The 15025-nt window shown below is 64.3% G+C and carries 13 protein-coding genes and 1 riboswitch; of the genes, 6 read left to right on the top strand and 7 right to left on the bottom strand.

The features are described 5' to 3' along the window. Window positions 1-56: 56 nt before the first annotated feature. Entirely contained in the window at window positions 57-1448 is a 1392-nt protein-coding gene (locus tag JGU71_RS11900) for an FAD-dependent oxidoreductase (protein ID WP_199704323.1), read from the bottom strand. A 250-nt stretch (window positions 1449-1698) separates the two neighbouring features. Between JGU71_RS11900 and JGU71_RS11905 the strand changes: the two genes are divergently transcribed. The 3 genes from JGU71_RS11905 (at window position 1699) to JGU71_RS11915 (ending at window position 4081) form a co-directional block, all read left to right on the top strand. Next, entirely contained in the window at window positions 1699-2193 is a 495-nt protein-coding gene (locus tag JGU71_RS11905; RefSeq protein ID WP_199704324.1) for an Rv0361 family membrane protein, read from the top strand. Between the two features lie 68 nt (window positions 2194-2261). Beyond that, window positions 2262-2377, top strand: a riboswitch (SAM riboswitch). A gap of 52 nt (window positions 2378-2429) precedes the next feature. Then, window positions 2430-2849, top strand: coding sequence for a rhodanese-like domain-containing protein (locus JGU71_RS11910; protein WP_199704325.1), 420 nt, complete (start codon window positions 2430-2432; stop codon window positions 2847-2849). Continuing rightward, the gene (locus JGU71_RS11915) at window positions 2846-4081 is read left to right on the top strand and encodes an O-succinylhomoserine sulfhydrylase (protein WP_199704326.1); all 1236 of its coding nucleotides are present in this window, start codon (window positions 2846-2848) and stop codon (window positions 4079-4081) included. The genes JGU71_RS11910 and JGU71_RS11915 overlap by 4 nt, the downstream gene beginning before the upstream one ends. Window positions 4082-4095: 14 nt before the next feature. Here JGU71_RS11915 and JGU71_RS11920 read toward each other — a convergent pair whose 3' ends face one another. Genes JGU71_RS11920 through JGU71_RS11935 form a run of 4 tightly spaced genes read right to left on the bottom strand, consistent with a single transcriptional unit; the run spans window position 4096 to window position 6786 of the window. After that, window positions 4096-4899: a transglutaminase-like domain-containing protein gene (locus tag JGU71_RS11920; protein WP_199704327.1), complete on the bottom strand. Its 804-nt coding sequence runs from the start codon at window positions 4897-4899 to the stop codon at window positions 4096-4098. Between the two features lie 47 nt (window positions 4900-4946). Then, window positions 4947-5711 (bottom strand): HAD-IIA family hydrolase, encoded by a 765-nt coding sequence (locus JGU71_RS11925; protein ID WP_199704576.1) that lies wholly within the window; start codon window positions 5709-5711, stop codon window positions 4947-4949. A 55-nt stretch (window positions 5712-5766) separates the two neighbouring features. Beyond that, complete coding sequence (locus JGU71_RS11930) at window positions 5767-6456, bottom strand: TVP38/TMEM64 family protein (RefSeq protein ID WP_199704328.1); 690 nt, start codon at window positions 6454-6456, stop codon at window positions 5767-5769. A gap of 45 nt (window positions 6457-6501) precedes the next feature. After that, on the bottom strand, window positions 6502-6786 hold the full coding sequence (locus JGU71_RS11935; RefSeq protein WP_199704329.1) for a hypothetical protein: 285 nt from the start codon (window positions 6784-6786) through the stop codon (window positions 6502-6504). A gap of 280 nt (window positions 6787-7066) precedes the next feature. On the opposite strand from JGU71_RS11935, the gene fgd reads away from it, so the two are divergent. After that, window positions 7067-8077, top strand: a complete 1011-nt coding sequence (fgd, locus tag JGU71_RS11940) for a glucose-6-phosphate dehydrogenase (coenzyme-F420) (RefSeq protein WP_199704330.1) — start codon at window positions 7067-7069, stop codon at window positions 8075-8077. Here fgd and JGU71_RS11945 read toward each other — a convergent pair. Continuing rightward, window positions 8074-9267 carry a GGDEF domain-containing protein gene (locus JGU71_RS11945; RefSeq protein ID WP_199704331.1) on the bottom strand — a complete coding sequence of 398 codons (1194 nt, stop codon included), beginning with the start codon at window positions 9265-9267 and terminating at the stop codon, window positions 8074-8076. The two genes, fgd and JGU71_RS11945, sit on opposite strands and share 4 nt — an antisense overlap. 33 nt (window positions 9268-9300) lie before the next feature. Between JGU71_RS11945 and pta the strand changes: the two genes are divergently transcribed. Together pta and JGU71_RS11955 are read left to right on the top strand one after the other, a co-directional pair. Next, the gene (pta, locus tag JGU71_RS11950) at window positions 9301-11394 is read left to right on the top strand and encodes a phosphate acetyltransferase (RefSeq protein ID WP_199704332.1); all 2094 of its coding nucleotides are present in this window, start codon (window positions 9301-9303) and stop codon (window positions 11392-11394) included. Next, complete coding sequence (locus JGU71_RS11955; protein WP_199704333.1) at window positions 11391-12590, top strand: acetate kinase; 1200 nt, start codon at window positions 11391-11393, stop codon at window positions 12588-12590. The genes pta and JGU71_RS11955 overlap by 4 nt, the downstream gene beginning before the upstream one ends. Here the strand turns inward: JGU71_RS11955 and JGU71_RS11960 are convergent. Then, complete coding sequence (locus tag JGU71_RS11960; RefSeq protein ID WP_199704577.1) at window positions 12568-14901, bottom strand: serine/threonine-protein kinase; 2334 nt, start codon at window positions 14899-14901, stop codon at window positions 12568-12570. The two genes, JGU71_RS11955 and JGU71_RS11960, sit on opposite strands and share 23 nt — an antisense overlap. Window positions 14902-15025: the final 124 nt, after the last annotated feature.

The raw sequence follows: 15025 nt of genomic DNA on the forward strand, positions 1-15025 counted from the left end.
AAGATGCGGCGTATTTCACGCCCGGACGAGGCAGGTGGGGATCAGGCTGCTTGGGGTCAGGCTTTGTGCGGCTCGCTGGCGCGGAGCATGTCTTCGCGCTCGACGACCTTGATACGTTCGCGGCCTTCCGGCTCGCCGAGTGAACGTTCGTGGGCATCGAGGCGGTACCAGCCCTGCCACGTCGTGAACGGGATGGACTTGCTCTCCAGGAAGTCGATGATCGAGCTTTCCTCGGGTTCCGGTGCGCCGGTGAAGCTTTCGCTGTCGTCGAGCAGGCACGCCACGGTCTCGTTCGCATCGCCCTTGGTGTGGCCGATCAGCCCGACCGGCCCACGCTTGATCCAGCCGGTGACGTAGGTCGCGGCAACGTGGTTGCCTTCGTCGTCCAGCACCCGGCCCGCCTCGTTCGGCACGGTCCCGGCTTGGTCGTCGAAAGGCAGGTCCGAGACGTTCTGCGACAGGTACCCGACAGCGCGGTACACGGCGCCGATCTCCCATTCCTTGAACTTGCCGGTGCCACGCACGTTGCCGGTGCCGTCGAGTTCGGTGCGTTCGGTCCGCAGCCCGACAACTTTTCCGTCTTTGCCGAGGATTTCGGTCGGCGATTCGAAGAAGTGCAGGAACAGTTTGTGGGGGCGGTTGCCGACGTCGCGGATCGCCCAGTCCTGGATGGTGTTTGCGACCATGTCGACGATCTTGGAGTTGCGGCGGGCCGCCTCCGAACCTGCGTCGTAGTCGATGTCTTCGGGGTCGACGATCACTTCGATCGTGGGGGAATGATCGAGTTCGCGCAGTTCCAGCGGCGTGAACTTGGCCTGCGCGGGTCCGCGGCGACCGAAGACGTGCACCTCGACGGCCTTGTTCGCCTTGAGGCCTTCGTAGACGTTGGCGGGGATTTCGGTCGGCAGCAGCTCGTCGCCGGTCTTGGCGAGCACACGCGCGACGTCGAGGGCGACGTTACCGACACCTAGAACAGCAACCTTCTCTGCGTCCAGCGGCCAGCTGCGGGGCACATCTGGGTGCCCGTCGTACCAGGAGACGAAGTCGGCGGCGCCGTAGGACCCTTCGAGGTCGACGCCGGGGATTTCGAGTGCGCGGTCGGCGTTGGCGCCGGTGGAGAAGATGACGGCGTCGTAAAAACGCCGCATGTCGTCGAGGGTGATGTCGGTGCCGTAGTCGATGTTGCCGAGCAGGCGGACGTGCTCTTTGTCGAGCACCTTGTGCAGGGCGGTGATGATGCCCTTGATGCGCGGGTGATCGGGTGCGACGCCGTAGCGGATGAGGCCGAACGGTGCAGGCATACGTTCGAAGAGGTCGATGCTGACCTCGGCGTCGGATTTCATCAGTGCGTCAGCGGCGTAGATGCCTGCCGGACCTGCGCCGATGATGGCCACGCGAAGCGGACGGGACTGGGCGGGCGACTGAGCCGCTCGAGACTGGTCTGTCATCTTCTACCGTGCACCTTTTCGACGAAATGGACGTTCGCTGACGCGAGCTTAAACTTAGCTGAGCCTAATTAGCCAAATCTCTAATCTGCCAAGCTCTGATCTGCCGAAGCAACGAGCCGAACCGATCCGCTCTTCGAGAAGTTCGCTCGCGTGCGCGGCAGGCTCGGCCGTTGAAGTCTATCGTCACCCCGCACGCCGACTTGCCGGGTGCGCGTTTGCCCCACGCGCGGCGCCCGTGGAGGATTCCCTCGTGACCGCCAAGAAGAAGAAAAACAACAGGGACGACGAGGCAGCGCATCAGGTCGCCGCAGATTCCACAGACACGAATGCGGTCGTCGAAGGCGCCGACACCGAGTCCAAGTGGGAGCGCACTCCCGTCCCGTTCATCGCCGCCGTCGCGGTCGTAGCGGCGATCATTGCGGCCATCGTCATCGGCGGGATCGTGTCACCCGCCGAAGAGAACGTCTCCGAAGCGCAGCGCGTCGACCAGGCGACCATTGCCTACATCAAGGCCCGCAACGGTGAGGATGCGCAGTTGAAGGGTGCTGTCTGCCCCGGTTTCGACGACGAGGCCTTCGTCGTGAAGCCCGGTGGCGACAAGATCACCTACAGCAAGGTCGAGAACGTGAAAGTCGACGGCGACCGAGCGAAGGCCGATGTCACCGTCGCGGCCGACGAGAAGGACCTGCCGGTCGCGGAATGGAACTTCGTCCGCAGCGATGGCGGCTGGCTGGTGTGCAACTGATCGCAATTACTGGCGATTCAGTGCGCAGAAGTTGACAGAAGCAGGGGTTGCGAGCGATCCTCTGCTGAGGTCATGAGTACCAGCGAACAGCCCCGGCTAGCTGGTCGGCAACCCTCCTCCGCGGTGGGGTGCTCCGGGTGACGACCTGGCCGTGCTTCAATTCCGGACGCGGCAAGCGCGGACTCCAAGGCCAGTGCAGTGCCGGCGAGTCCAGGGCATTGTGAAAGGCGCATGACGTGAGCTATGCAGGCGATATCACCCCGCAGGAGGCGTGGGACCTGTTGACCGAGCACCCCGAGGCGGTGCTCGTCGACGTCCGCACCGAAGCCGAATGGAAGTTCGTCGGCATCGCCGATACCACCCCGATCGGCCGGAAGTCGTTGCTGGTCGAATGGGTCGGCTACCCGGGCGGTGCACGCAACGACAATTTCGTCGACCAGCTGAAAGAGGCAGGTCTCACCCCCGGAGTCGAACGGCCGGTCGTGTTCCTGTGCCGTTCGGGTCAACGATCGGTCGGCGCGGCCAAGGCGGCGACCGCGGCCGGGATCGGCCCGTCCTACAACATCCTCGAAGGTTTCGAAGGCCCGATCGACGCTGACGGCCACCGCGGCGCGATCGGTTGGCGTGCCATCGGGTTGCCTTGGACGCAGTCATGAGCGACGGCAAGATCAGCCGCCCGACCGGTGGCGCGTTCGAGAAGCCGCTCCCGGCGGGAGTCGGTCCCGCGACCATCGGAGTCCGTGGCGGACTGATGCGTTCGGGTTTCGAAGAGAACGCCGAGGCGCTGTATCTGACGTCCGGCTTCGTCTACGAGAGCGCCGGAGCTGCCGAAGCCGCGTTCACCGGCGAAGTCGATCATTTCGTCTACTCGCGCTACGGCAACCCGACGGTTGCGATGTTCGAAGAACGTATGCGGCTCATCGACGGTGCCGAGGCATGTTTTGCCACCGCGAGTGGGATGGCTGCCGTGTTCACCGCGCTCGGCGCGCTGCTCGGGGCAGGCGATCGTCTGGTCGCTGCACGCAGTCTGTTCGGCTCGTGTTTCGTCGTCTGCAACGAAATCCTGCCGCGCTGGGGTGTCGAGACCGTCTTCGTCGACGGTGACGATCTCGACCAGTGGGAGCAGGCACTGTCGGTACCGACGACGGCCGTGTTCTTCGAAACACCGTCCAACCCGATGCAATCACTCGTCGACGTGCCGCGCGTTGTCGAGCTCGCGCATGCAGCGGGAGCAAAAGTGGTGCTGGACAACGTTTTTGCGACGCCTATACTGCAGCGCAGCTTCGAACTCGGCGCCGACGTCGTTGTCTACTCGGGCACCAAGCACATCGACGGTCAGGGCCGAGTGCTCGGCGGCGCGATCCTCGGTTCGCAGGACTACATCGACGGACCCGTCAAAACCCTTATGCGGCATACCGGTCCGGCGCTGAGCCCCTTCAACGCGTGGACCCTGCTCAAGGGACTGGAGACGATGCCGCTGCGCGTTCGGCACTCCACCGAATCCGCGCTGACCATCGCGAAGTTCCTCGAAGGCCACAACGCGATCCGTTGGGTGAAATATCCGTACCTGGAATCGCATCCACAATATGCGCTTGCCCGGACCCAGATGAGCGGCGGCGGAACGGTCGTCACGTTCGAACTCGACGCACCCGACGGTATGGGCAAGAAGCGTGCATTCGAAGTGCTCGACGCACTTCGCATCGTCGACATCTCCAACAACCTCGGCGACGCGAAATCGCTGATCACACATCCGGCGACGACGACGCACCGAGCAATGGGACCCGAAGGCCGCGCTGCGATCGGCATCACCGATTCGGTCGTCCGGATCTCGGTCGGACTCGAAGACATCGAAGACCTGCTCGGCGATCTCGATCAGGCCCTGAGCTAGCCGAGCAAGCCGAGCTAACCCAGTGACACCAGCTCGGTGATGTCGTCGATCGGCAGCATCCCCTCGACGACGGCGGTGACCCACACGTGGTTGAGCCAGATGTCGCCGCTGTGGTTGTCGAGAAACGCCGTATCGGCCGAATCACGGCCGGTAGCAATGCGCACCAGCGTCGACCGTGGCGCCAGACCGGTCGCATCGACGACGCGCCACACACCGTCGACGTACGCCTCCGCGACCGCGTGGAAGTCCATGGGGACACATCCCGGCGCGTACACCGCGACCACTCTGGCAGGCACATTCATCGCACGAAGAAACGCAACGACCAGATGTGCGTAGTCGCGGCACACCCCGGCGCCGGACAGCAGAGTGTCTGCCGCGCCGTCGATCGGATCGCTGCTGCCCGGCACGTAGAACATCCGGGATCGCACCCACCCCGATATCTGCGCGAGCAGTGTTTCGGAGTCGCGGTACTGGCCGAATTCCTTTGCGGCGAAACCGAAGAACTTGTCGGCCTCGGCGTAGCGGCTAGGCCGTAGATAGACCGAAAGGTCGTAGTCTGTCGCCTCGTCGGGTTCTGCGCGACCGGTGACGCTCGCGTGATAGCTCGCAACGAGATTGCCTTCGCCGACCTCGAATTTGTGAATCCTGGTGCCGTGCAAACCGATTATCTCCGCAGCCTCGACCGGGTTGCCGTCGTGAGTGAACGACAACGACTCGGTCACCTCGATGCCCGGCAGCTTCGCAACGGCAATTTGGAACTCGAGGGTTGTCGCAGCCCTGATATCGACATCGAGATGGGCAGACACGTCGCGCTTCACTCCTCGATCGTGCCAGTCGCGGTCGGGGCTCCCTGCGCTGGGTGCGGTCAGCTTTCGAACGGATTTCGCGTTCGTCCGATGAGGTCGGCGACCGAGTCGACAACGAGCGTCGGACGATAGGGAAAGGACTCGACACTCTGCCGGGTGGAGATTCCCGTGAGTACAAGAATCGTCCGCAGTCCCGCCTCCAGTCCGGAGACGACGTCGGTGTCCATCCGGTCGCCGATCATCAACGTGTGTTCGGAGTGTGCGCCGATCGCTCGTAGCGCCGATCGCATCATCAGCGGGTTCGGTTTGCCGACGTAATACGGTTCGCGACCGGTGGCCCGCGTGATGAGAGCAGCGACCGATCCCGTTGCGGGCAGTGAACCTTCACGAGACGGACCCGTTGCGTCCGGATTGGTCGCAATGAACCGTGCACCGTTCTCGACGAGTCGAATCGCCTTGGTGATGGCCTCGAAGGAGTAGGTGCGCGTCTCGCCGAGGACGACGTAGTCGGGGTCGGTATCGGTGAGGACGTAGCCGATGTCGTGCAGTGCCGTGGTCAGCCCGGATTCGCCGACGACGTACGCGCTGCCACCTGGGCGCTGATTTTTCAGGAAGGTCGCCGTCGCAAGTGCGGAGGTCCAGATCGACCGTTCGGGAATGTCGAGACCCGATCGCACCAGCCGCGCATGCAGGTCCCGAGGGGTACGAATCGAGTTGTTCGTCAGCACCATGAACGGTGTCTGGTTCTGCCGTAGCTCGGTCAGAAACTCGTCCGCGCCGGGGACGAGGTGTTCCTCGTGGACGAGAACTCCGTCCATGTCCATCAGATACGACAGTTGTGCGTCGGGGTCGAGTTCGGTCGCTGTTCGCGTCACCACCTCATTGTGCTGCCTTGCCACGCCAGCGTCGATATCCACGCCGCGCGGCGTAGGCGCCGACGATGGCCATTGCGCACCACACCGCGATTGCCGAGTAGGCAAGCGGTGAGGACAGATCGCCGACCGAAGCGCCAAGCGCCGTGTAGACGAACGCCCGCGGTGCCGACCCGATGAAAGCCCCGATTGCCATCTGCCACAACGGAAGTCCGAATGCGCCGAAGGCGTAGGCAGACAACGCGTCGGGTGCGCCGGGAACGAACCGCTGACCGACGACAGCCCACAGGCCCCAGCGTTCGATCTGCGCGTCGACGCGATCGGACCGCTCGGGGCCGAGTAGGGCGCGGGTGCTGTTACGGCCTGCCCGGCGACCGAGGAAGGCACTCGTCAGTGCGGTGCCGACCGTTGCGGCCAGCGTCACGAAGGTGCCGAGCACCGGTCCGAACAGCAGTCCGCTGCCTGCGGCGAGGATCGGCCCAGGCACGAGTGCTGCGCCGAGAGCGGCCGCCAACACGACGTAGGTCAGCGGCGCTGCCGGGCCGGTCGCCGCAACCGTTGCCCTGAGGTCCTCGACATCGACGACGCGCGTCACAGCAACGAGAACGAACAGGCCGAGCAGGAAAGTGGCGAAAAGAACGAGCCGCACGACGTGTCGCATGCGGGTTGCCCGCGGGTTGTCGTCGATGTCGGTCATGGCAAGGCAATCTTGCCCCACCGGGGTCGTCGAGTCGTGTCGGGTTCAGCTCGAACCGGTGTAGAAGAGCTGGTTCGTCCACTCGCGCAACGACATGCTGACCTCGGGTCGATCGGTGTCGCCTTTACGATCGTCGCCCGAAACGTCGTCGGGGAGTCGATGTGCGCGGTGGCGGGCGGGTCCATCGCCGACGAGGGTGCCTGCGCCCGGGAGATCCGCGGCCGCTCGGTGCCTCGCGGCCCGTATCGCTGCCTCTTGGCTCTGCGCCCGATGGCGGGGTTCCTTGGTCGACTGTCCGGTCGAGCGGGAGAGATGTCTGGGCTGTGGCATTGGACCGCCCCTTTCATGGCACCGCTGCCGCGCAGTCGGCGTTGACCCGAGCACCTCACGTTGCTCGTACCGCACCCGTGCCGCGAACAAGTCCCTTACCTCACACCTAGGTGCGTAGTACAGCCTCGAAAGGTCTCGGAAATATAACAGACCGGCCGTTCGCTATGCGAGAGCAAACGCCGAAAAACTTGGGCAATTCCTACTGCTCACGACGTTGCACCGCCCGGATGCGCGTCGGGGACTCTCGCTAGGCTCGGGTCAGCCGACAAAGGAGTAGTGCATGCCTGAGCTCAAGCTGGGATACAAGGCGTCCGCGGAACAATTCGGACCTCGCGAACTCGTCGAACTGGCAGTCCTCGCCGAGCAACACGGCATGGATTCCGCCACGGTCAGTGATCACTTTCAACCGTGGCGCCACAACGGCGGCCATGCCCCTTTCTCGCTCGCGTGGATGACTGCCGTCGGCGAGCGCACCGAGCGGATCCAGCTGGGGACCTCGGTGCTCACGCCGACCTTCCGATACAACCCTGCCGTGATCGCACAGGCGTTCGCGACCATGGGCTGCCTGTATCCGGGACGGGTGATGCTCGGCGTCGGTACCGGCGAAGCGCTCAACGAGATCGCAACCGGATACGCAGGTGAGTGGCCCGAGTTCAAGGAACGTTTCGCGCGGTTGCGCGAGGCAGTTCAGCTTATGCGCGAACTATGGGTCGGGGATCGCGTCGACTTCGACGGCGAATATTACAAAACGAAGGGCGCGTCGATCTACGACGTTCCCGACGGTGGCGTGCCGGTCTACATCGCAGCGGGCGGACCCGTCGTCGCACGGTATGCGGGACGAGCGGGCGATGGCTTCATCTGCACGTCGGGCAAGGGTATGGAGCTCTACACGGAGAAACTGATGCCCGCACTCGCCGAGGGTGCCGCAAAGGTCGACCGCTCGACCGACGTCATCGATCGCATGATCGAGATCAAGATCTCCTACGACACCGACGCCGATGCAGCACTGGAGAACACACGATTCTGGGCGCCGCTGTCCCTGACACCGGAGCAGAAGCACAGCATCGAAGATCCGATCGAGATGGAAGCAGCTGCCGACGCCCTGCCGATCGAGCAGGTCGCCAAGCGCTGGATCGTCGGTTCAGACCCCGACGACGTCGTCTCGAAGATCACGCCGTACCTCGATGCAGGCCTCAACCACCTGGTGTTTCATGCGCCTGGACACGATCAGAAGCGGTTCCTCGAACTGTTCGAGCGAGATCTTGCGCCGAGGTTGCGCGCGGCCGGCTAGCTTTCGAGCGCGTCGTCGTCGGAGCTATCCCGGATATCGGCGATATCGGCGATATCGCGGGAAACGCGGTCGCGGCCGGCTCGTTTCGCCTCGTACATCGCCGTGTCCGCTCGGTCGAGTAGCTGCTCGAGCGCGTCTACGGCATCGGCCGCCGAACCTGCGAACAAGTCCCGCTTCGCGATCGCGAAGCCGACGCTCGCAGTGACAGGTGCGCGGTCGGCCTTGGCGCTGATCGCGACGCGAATTCGCTCGGCAAGCTCGTCGGCGTGCGTGAGGGGCAGCACGTCGAGCACGACGAATTCTTCGCCGCCGAGCCGGGCCAGCACCGCGTCGCTGCGGACCACCGACCTGATTCGGCGTGCGCTTCGTAGCAACACCTCGTCCCCGACCGAGTGCCCGAGAGTGTCGTTGATCGTCTTGAAGCGGTCGAGGTCGATCGAGATCAGCACAACCGTGTCGCCGGCAACACGTTGTCCTCGTGCGAGTTGTATCGATTGGGTCTGCAGTCCGCGTCGATTGAGCAGCCCCGTCAGTGGGTCGACAAGCGAGTCGACAGCGTCGGAACGGATGAGCGTGTAGCTGATCTGCAGGATCGGCGGCAGGACGACGACAGCGGCGATCGTCACGAAGGCTTTTCCGATGGCTGTCGCAGGATCGCCGTCCGGTCCCGTCGCGACGGGAATCGCAAGTGCGACGACCGTGAGCAACGACCACGCGAGCTGGGCACACAGCGGCCGAGGGCCGTGGAAGAACGTGACGTACGCACCGATCAGAACGAACGTCGTCGTGCCTGCGAGCCCGGACAGGGCGTTGCCGTGCAGCAGGCAACACACAGTTATCGCGATGTCGGCCCAGATCACGAACAGGGCGGAGCCGAATGCCGTCGGCCATGGTCCACGTAACCAGCGCACACTCCAAGCGGCGGCGGTCACCATCGCGACGACGAGCAGTGCCCGCCCTGCGATGTGGTCGGGCGCGTCGTGGGTGAGCAGGCCCAGCGCGGGGACCACCGCGAGTAGTGCAGCTATGAGTGCGATCAACAGCCGAACCGGGTCCGTCAACGACCTACTTGCCAGAAACTCACGCAGCCATTGGAAATCGACGGGCGACACCCACCACTCACGCACGACCTCACCGACGTTCATCAGCGCCGACTGTTCGGTCGGGTCGGGAAGTCGGTCAGGGGACATAGCAGCCATTGTGGTGCAACTATGCTTCGGCGCATGCCGTCCGTGGAATCTGACCTGCATCGAATCTCCAGTGTTTACGTAGCAGCACCCGAAGGTGACACCGGAAAGTCGACGGTGGCTCTCGGTTTGCTGAACATGCTGAGCGCGACAACGGCACGTGCCGGGGTGTTTCGGCCGATCGCGCGTTCGACCGACGAACCCGACTACATCCTCGAACTTCTGCTCGAGCACAGCACCGCTGATCTGACGTACGAGCAAGCCATGGGCGTGAGCTACGAGCAGGTGCACGACGATCCAGAAGGTGCCCTCAGCGAAATCGTCATGCGCTTCCATACCGTCGCCGCACTGTGCGACTCGGTGGTCATCATCGGCAGCGATTACACCGACATCGTCAGTCCGAGCGAGCTCAGCTTCAACGCGCGTATCGCCGTCAACCTCGGCGCACCGGTTCTGCTCACCGTGCGCGGGTCGGGACGGACGTCGGAGGAACTGCTGCACCTGGTCGAGGTATGCCAGGCGGAGTTGGCCTCGCAGAAGGCGCATCTCGTCGCGGTGATCGCCAATCGCTGCGATCCGGAACTGCTCGATCAGGTGCCCGCTGCGCTCGAGTCGACGGGTGTGCCGTCCTGGAGCCTGCCGGAGGTCCCGCTGCTGATGGCACCGACGATGGCCGAACTGCAGACCTCGATCGACGGTGAGCTCTACAGCGGCGACACCGAGTTGCTGCAGCGGGAGGCGCTGCGGGTGATGGTCGGCGGTATGACGGCCGAACACATTCTCGAGCGTCTCACCGAAGGTGTGGTCGTCATCGCTCCGGCGGACCGCTCCGACGTCTTGCTCAGCCTCGTCAATGCCCATGATGCCGAGGGCTTTCCGTCACTCGCAGGCATCATCATGAACGGCGGCATGCTGCCGCATCCGTCCATCGCGAAGCTTGTCGCAGGTTTGAAGCCACGACTGCCGATCCTGACGACCGGACTCGGCACGTTCGACACCGCGAAGGCGGCCTTCGAAACGCGGGGACGCGTCGCCGTCGGATCGCAACGCAAGATCGACACCGCGCTGAGCCTCATGGAGGAACGGGTCGACGCCAAAGCACTGCTCGAGCGCATCGATGTTCCCATTCCGTCGGTCGTCACGCCGCAGATGTTCGAGTATCAGTTGGTCTTCCGGGCTCGTGAGGCCAGAAAGCACATCGTGCTGCCGGAAGGTGGCGACGATCGCATTCTGCGTGCCGCAGGCCGCGTGTTGCAGCGCCAGATCGCGGACCTAACCATCCTCGGCAAGGAGAACGAAATCCGCGTTCGGGCAGCCGAACTCGGCGTCGACCTGAGCGCGGCGCGCGTGCTCGATCCGAGCAACTGCGAGTACTTCGACGATTTCGCGGAGGAGTACGCAAAGCTGCGCAAGCACAAGGGCATGACGGTCGAGCGTGCCCGTGAGGTGATCACCGACATCTCCTACTTCGGAACGATGATGGTGCACATGGGAATTGCCGACGGGATGGTTTCGGGCGCCGCGCACACGACAGCGCACACGATCAGACCCTCGTTCGAGATCATCAAGACCGCGCCGGGTGTCGACACCGTGTCCAGCGTGTTCCTGATGTGTCTTGCCGACCGCGTGCTGGCCTACGGCGACTGCGCAATCGTGCCCGACCCGACGGCGAAACAGCTTGCCGACATTGCGATCTCGTCATCGATCACCGCCGAACAGTTCGGTATCGAACCACGCGTCGCCCTGCTGTCCTACTCGACCGGCGAATCGGGGACCGGTGCCGACGTCGACAAGGTACGCGAAGCGACGCGACTCGCCCGCGAACGCCGACCCGACCTCCTGCTCGAAGGTCCCATCCAATACGACGCTGCCATCGAACCATCGGTCGCCAAGTCGAAGCTGCCCGACTCCGAAGTAGCCGGTCGTGCAACGGTTTTCATCTTCCCCGACCTGAACACGGGCAACAACACCTACAAGGCGGTCCAGCGCAGTGCCGGCGCCGTGGCCGTCGGACCCGTGCTGCAGGGTCTGAACAAGCCGGTCAACGATCTGTCTCGCGGCGCGCTCGTGACCGACATCGTGAACACGGTCGCGATCACAGCCATCCAGGCTGCAGGAGTGAAGCCATGACGGACTCGCTTGTCCTGGTCATCAATTCGGGTTCGTCGTCGCTGAAGTATCAGCTCGTCGACACCGCGACCGGCGCTGCGGTTGCCAGTGGTCTCGTCGAAAGGATCGGCGAAGCGGACGGCATCATCGCCCACACCGTTGACGGCGAGACGATCGAGCACAGTGGACCGATCGCCGACCATGCCGAAGGCTTGCGCTTGGCATTCGACATGTTCGAACGGACCGGGCACGGCCTGACCTCGGCCGGTGTCGCGGCGGTCGGTCACCGGGTGGTCCACGGCGGCAACGTGTTCTACGAGCCGACCCTGATCACCGACGACGTCGTCGCCGAAATATCACGACTGTCGACCTTGGCGCCGCTGCACAATCCCCCGAACGTCGTCGGTATCGAAAGCGCACGAGCGCTGCTGCCGCAGGTGCCGCACGTTGCCGTGTTCGACACCGCGTTCTTTCACGGTTTGCCAGCTGCGGCAAGCACATACGCGATCGACATCGATGTTGCCAAGCGTCATGGTGTGCGGCGCTACGGTTTTCACGGCACCTCGCACGACTTCGTTTCGAGCCGAGTTGCGGAATTCCTCGGCCGCGACCGAGCGGACTTCAATCAAATCGTGCTGCATCTCGGCAACGGTGCGTCGGCGTCGGCAATCGAGCGTGGCAAGGCAATCGACACGTCCATGGGTCTCACCCCGCTCGAAGGGCTGGTAATGGGCACCCGCAGCGGCGATATCGATCCAGGGATCGTTCTGCATCTGCGCCGCAGCGCAGAACTCGACGTCGACGCGATCGACGAACTGCTCAACCGGCGGTCCGGACTCAAAGGCCTCTCCGGCGTCAACGACTTCCGCGAACTGCAGGGCCTGATCGACGCGGGGGACGAGGGCGCGAAGCTTGCCTACGACGTCTACATCCATCGCCTGCGCCGCTACATCGGCGCCTACCTGATCGAGCTCGGTGGCGCCGACGTCATCACATTCACGGCCGGGGTCGGTGAGAACAGCCCAGGGGTTCGCGCCGATGCGCTTGCGGGACTGACACGCTTCGGAATCGCCGTCGACCCGGATCGAAATACCGCGAAAAGCCGCGAGGCGCGGGTGATTTCGCCCGACGGCGCGGAGGTGACGGTGCTGGTGGTGCCGACCAACGAAGAACTGGCGATCGCGCGTGCCGCGATCAGAACCAGCTCTTCGGCCTGATCGAATTGGCAAGGTCGACCAGTCGGTAGCGATGGGTTCGGCCGGGGGCGGTCCGTGCCAGTGCTCGCAGGCCGGCCTCGGTACCGCAGCGCAATCCGCGTTCGTCGAAGGTCACCCCGAGAAGGGTGCCTTCGGGAACATGTGCGGCATCCCCGGTTCGGGAGCTGTCCCGGAGATCGGCCCGCAGCCACTCGAGGGCGGTACCGAGAACGAGGGTCCGCATCTGGACCGCCCTGCCCTCGTCGGGCGGTAGCGACTTCACGCGCGCCGCGGCGGACCTGATGGCATCCTCGTCGATATCCTCGGTTGCTCGACCGGTGAGCAGCGTCAACACGCTGGTCATGCGGGCCACGTTGAAGTGGCGTGACGACGGCGACACCTGGTCGAGCGCGTGGATCGATCCCGGTATGTCGCCACGCTGAGCGAGTTGCCTCGCCAACCCGAACGCCGCGCTCACGATGCCGTGGTCGGTCCGCCATACCGTCCGATAGAAACTCTCCGCGAACTGCTGCCACTGCTCTGGTTCGGGTGTATCCCACTGCTGCAGAACAAGTTCCGCGGTCGCTGCGAGGGCGAGCTTCGGGGCTATCTCGCCGGGCACCGCAGCAAGGACCGCGTCGAAATGGGTGAAGGCGGACTCGTATTCACCGCCGAGCAGTGCTGCGAGACCGCCGTACCAATCGATCCGCCAATTCGCCCCGATCTTCGTATGCAGTCGCTTCAGTCGCTGTTCGGCTGCTGCTGTCTCCCCGAGGTCGATGTAGGCCTTCACCTCGGCGAGGGTGATCTCGAGATCGAACGATTCGACCGCGTCGGTCGCACTGTTCTTTTCGCGGGCTTGGCGTAGTGATTCGAGGGTCTGGCTCGGCTCGCTGTGCACGGCGGCCGCGACGAGGGGCGCGCACGGGTCGGTCGGATCGACCAGCGGCACCGGCAGCGCGTGCGCGACTTCCCTTGCGCTGATGAATTTGTCGCGACGAACGCCATCGGCGTAGACATCGGTTTGGCTGACCGCCTCGTCGGTTCCGAAGCTTGTCCGTTGCGGGCTGAAGATGGTGGACAGGCGGGGATGTTCGACTCCGGTTTCGAGCGCGAGAATTTCGCGCAGAACGCCGGCGAGCTGCCCGGACAGCTCGTGGGCCGACGCAAAACGAAGTGCTGGGTCGGGATTGGTCGCACGAAGCAGGAGTCGATAGAAGAACTCGTAGCGACGCAACAGCGGATCGTCTGCGGGGGAAGGTATTCCGTCGAGGTAGCGGCCGTGTTTGCTCGGCAGGTCCAGCGTCAGCACGGCGAGGGTCCTGCCGACGGTGTAGATGTCCGACGCCACCGTCGGACCGGTCTTGGTGATCTCGGGAGCCTGATAACCGGGTGTGCCGTAGAGGTAGCCGTAGGACTCGATACCGGCGAGCGCGCCGAGGTCGATCAACTTCAGCTGATCCTCGGTGAGCATGATGTTGTCCGGTTTGAGATCGTTGTAGACCAGACCGGTCGAGTGCAGGTAGTCGAGTGCAGGCAGAATCTCGATGACGTAGGCGATCGCTTCGGGCACCGGAAGTCGTTTGTGCTCACGCTTTTTCAGTAGATCCCGCAGCGACTGGCCGCCGACGTACTCCATCACGATGTAGCCGACCGGGTCGCCGTCGGGCAGGGGATGTTCGACGAAGTTGTGGATCTTGACGATGCTCGGATGGTTGAGTTCGGCGAGGAACTGCCGTTCCGCGACCGCCACGGCCTGAGCCTCCGCATCGCCGGTCTGGAGCAGGCCTTTCAAGACCACCCAACGATCGCTGACGTTGCGGTCGATCGCGAGGTAGATCCAGCCGAGACCGCCGTGCGCGATACAACCCTGCACCTCGTATTGGCCTGCGACCATGTCGCCTTCGTGCAGTTGCGGCCGGAAGTCGAACGGCGCACCGCAATGCGCGCATTCTCCTGTTCGCTTGCCGCGGCCGGTGCCGTCGCTGCGGCCGACGGGCTTGGCACACTTCCAGCAGAATCGTTTACCCTCCGAGACGACGGGATCGACGAGCACCGCCGATTTGGGGTCGACCGGCGCCACTGCGGGAACCTCGACGAGGCCGCCGCCGAGACGACGAATTCCTGGGCGGGACCGGACCGTTCGCGAACTGCGCCCCGACGACCGGGACCCCGACGTTGCGGTTGTCGCAGTCGTTGCCGATCCGTCGGAGCGCTGGGTCCCGCTCGTCCGGCCTTCTGCCGCTTGGGTACCGGCCGCTCGAGTACCGGCGGACTGGGTTCCGGCTGCTTGGGTTCCCGCCGCCTGGGTGCCGATGTCCTCGTGTTCCATCGCCGCCGCCTGCGTGCCGACCTCGACAGGCTCGTCCCGCTCGCCGGCCGACAGTTGGGTACCGACCTCGTCGGGGACGAATACCGCAGCCTGCGTGCCTTGTTCGTCGGCCTCGTCGTCGCGC

The organism is Antrihabitans stalagmiti (assembly GCF_016482825.1).
Lineage (GTDB): Bacteria > Actinomycetota > Actinomycetes > Mycobacteriales > Mycobacteriaceae > Antrihabitans > Antrihabitans stalagmiti.

Bases quoted from the DNA above. Each gene is read 5' to 3' on its own strand.
- JGU71_RS11900 (WP_199704323.1), bottom strand. From the start codon at position 1,448: ATGACAGACCAGTCTCGAGCGGCTCAGTCGCCCGCCCAGTCCCGTCCG.
- JGU71_RS11915 (WP_199704326.1), top strand. From the start codon at position 2,846: ATGAGCGACGGCAAGATCAGCCGCCCGACCGGTGGCGCGTTCGAGAAG.
- JGU71_RS11925 (WP_199704576.1), bottom strand. From the start codon at position 5,711: ATGGACATGGACGGAGTTCTCGTCCACGAGGAACACCTCGTCCCCGGC.
- JGU71_RS11930 (WP_199704328.1), bottom strand. From the start codon at position 6,456: ATGACCGACATCGACGACAACCCGCGGGCAACCCGCATGCGACACGTC.
- JGU71_RS11935 (WP_199704329.1), bottom strand. From the start codon at position 6,786: ATGCCACAGCCCAGACATCTCTCCCGCTCGACCGGACAGTCGACCAAG.
- fgd (WP_199704330.1), top strand. From the start codon at position 7,067: ATGCCTGAGCTCAAGCTGGGATACAAGGCGTCCGCGGAACAATTCGGA.
- JGU71_RS11945 (WP_199704331.1), bottom strand. From the start codon at position 9,267: ATGTCCCCTGACCGACTTCCCGACCCGACCGAACAGTCGGCGCTGATG.
- pta (WP_199704332.1), top strand. From the start codon at position 9,301: ATGCCGTCCGTGGAATCTGACCTGCATCGAATCTCCAGTGTTTACGTA.
- JGU71_RS11955 (WP_199704333.1), top strand. From the start codon at position 11,391: ATGACGGACTCGCTTGTCCTGGTCATCAATTCGGGTTCGTCGTCGCTG.
- JGU71_RS11960 (WP_199704577.1), bottom strand. From the start codon at position 14,901: ATGGAACACGAGGACATCGGCACCCAGGCGGCGGGAACCCAAGCAGCC.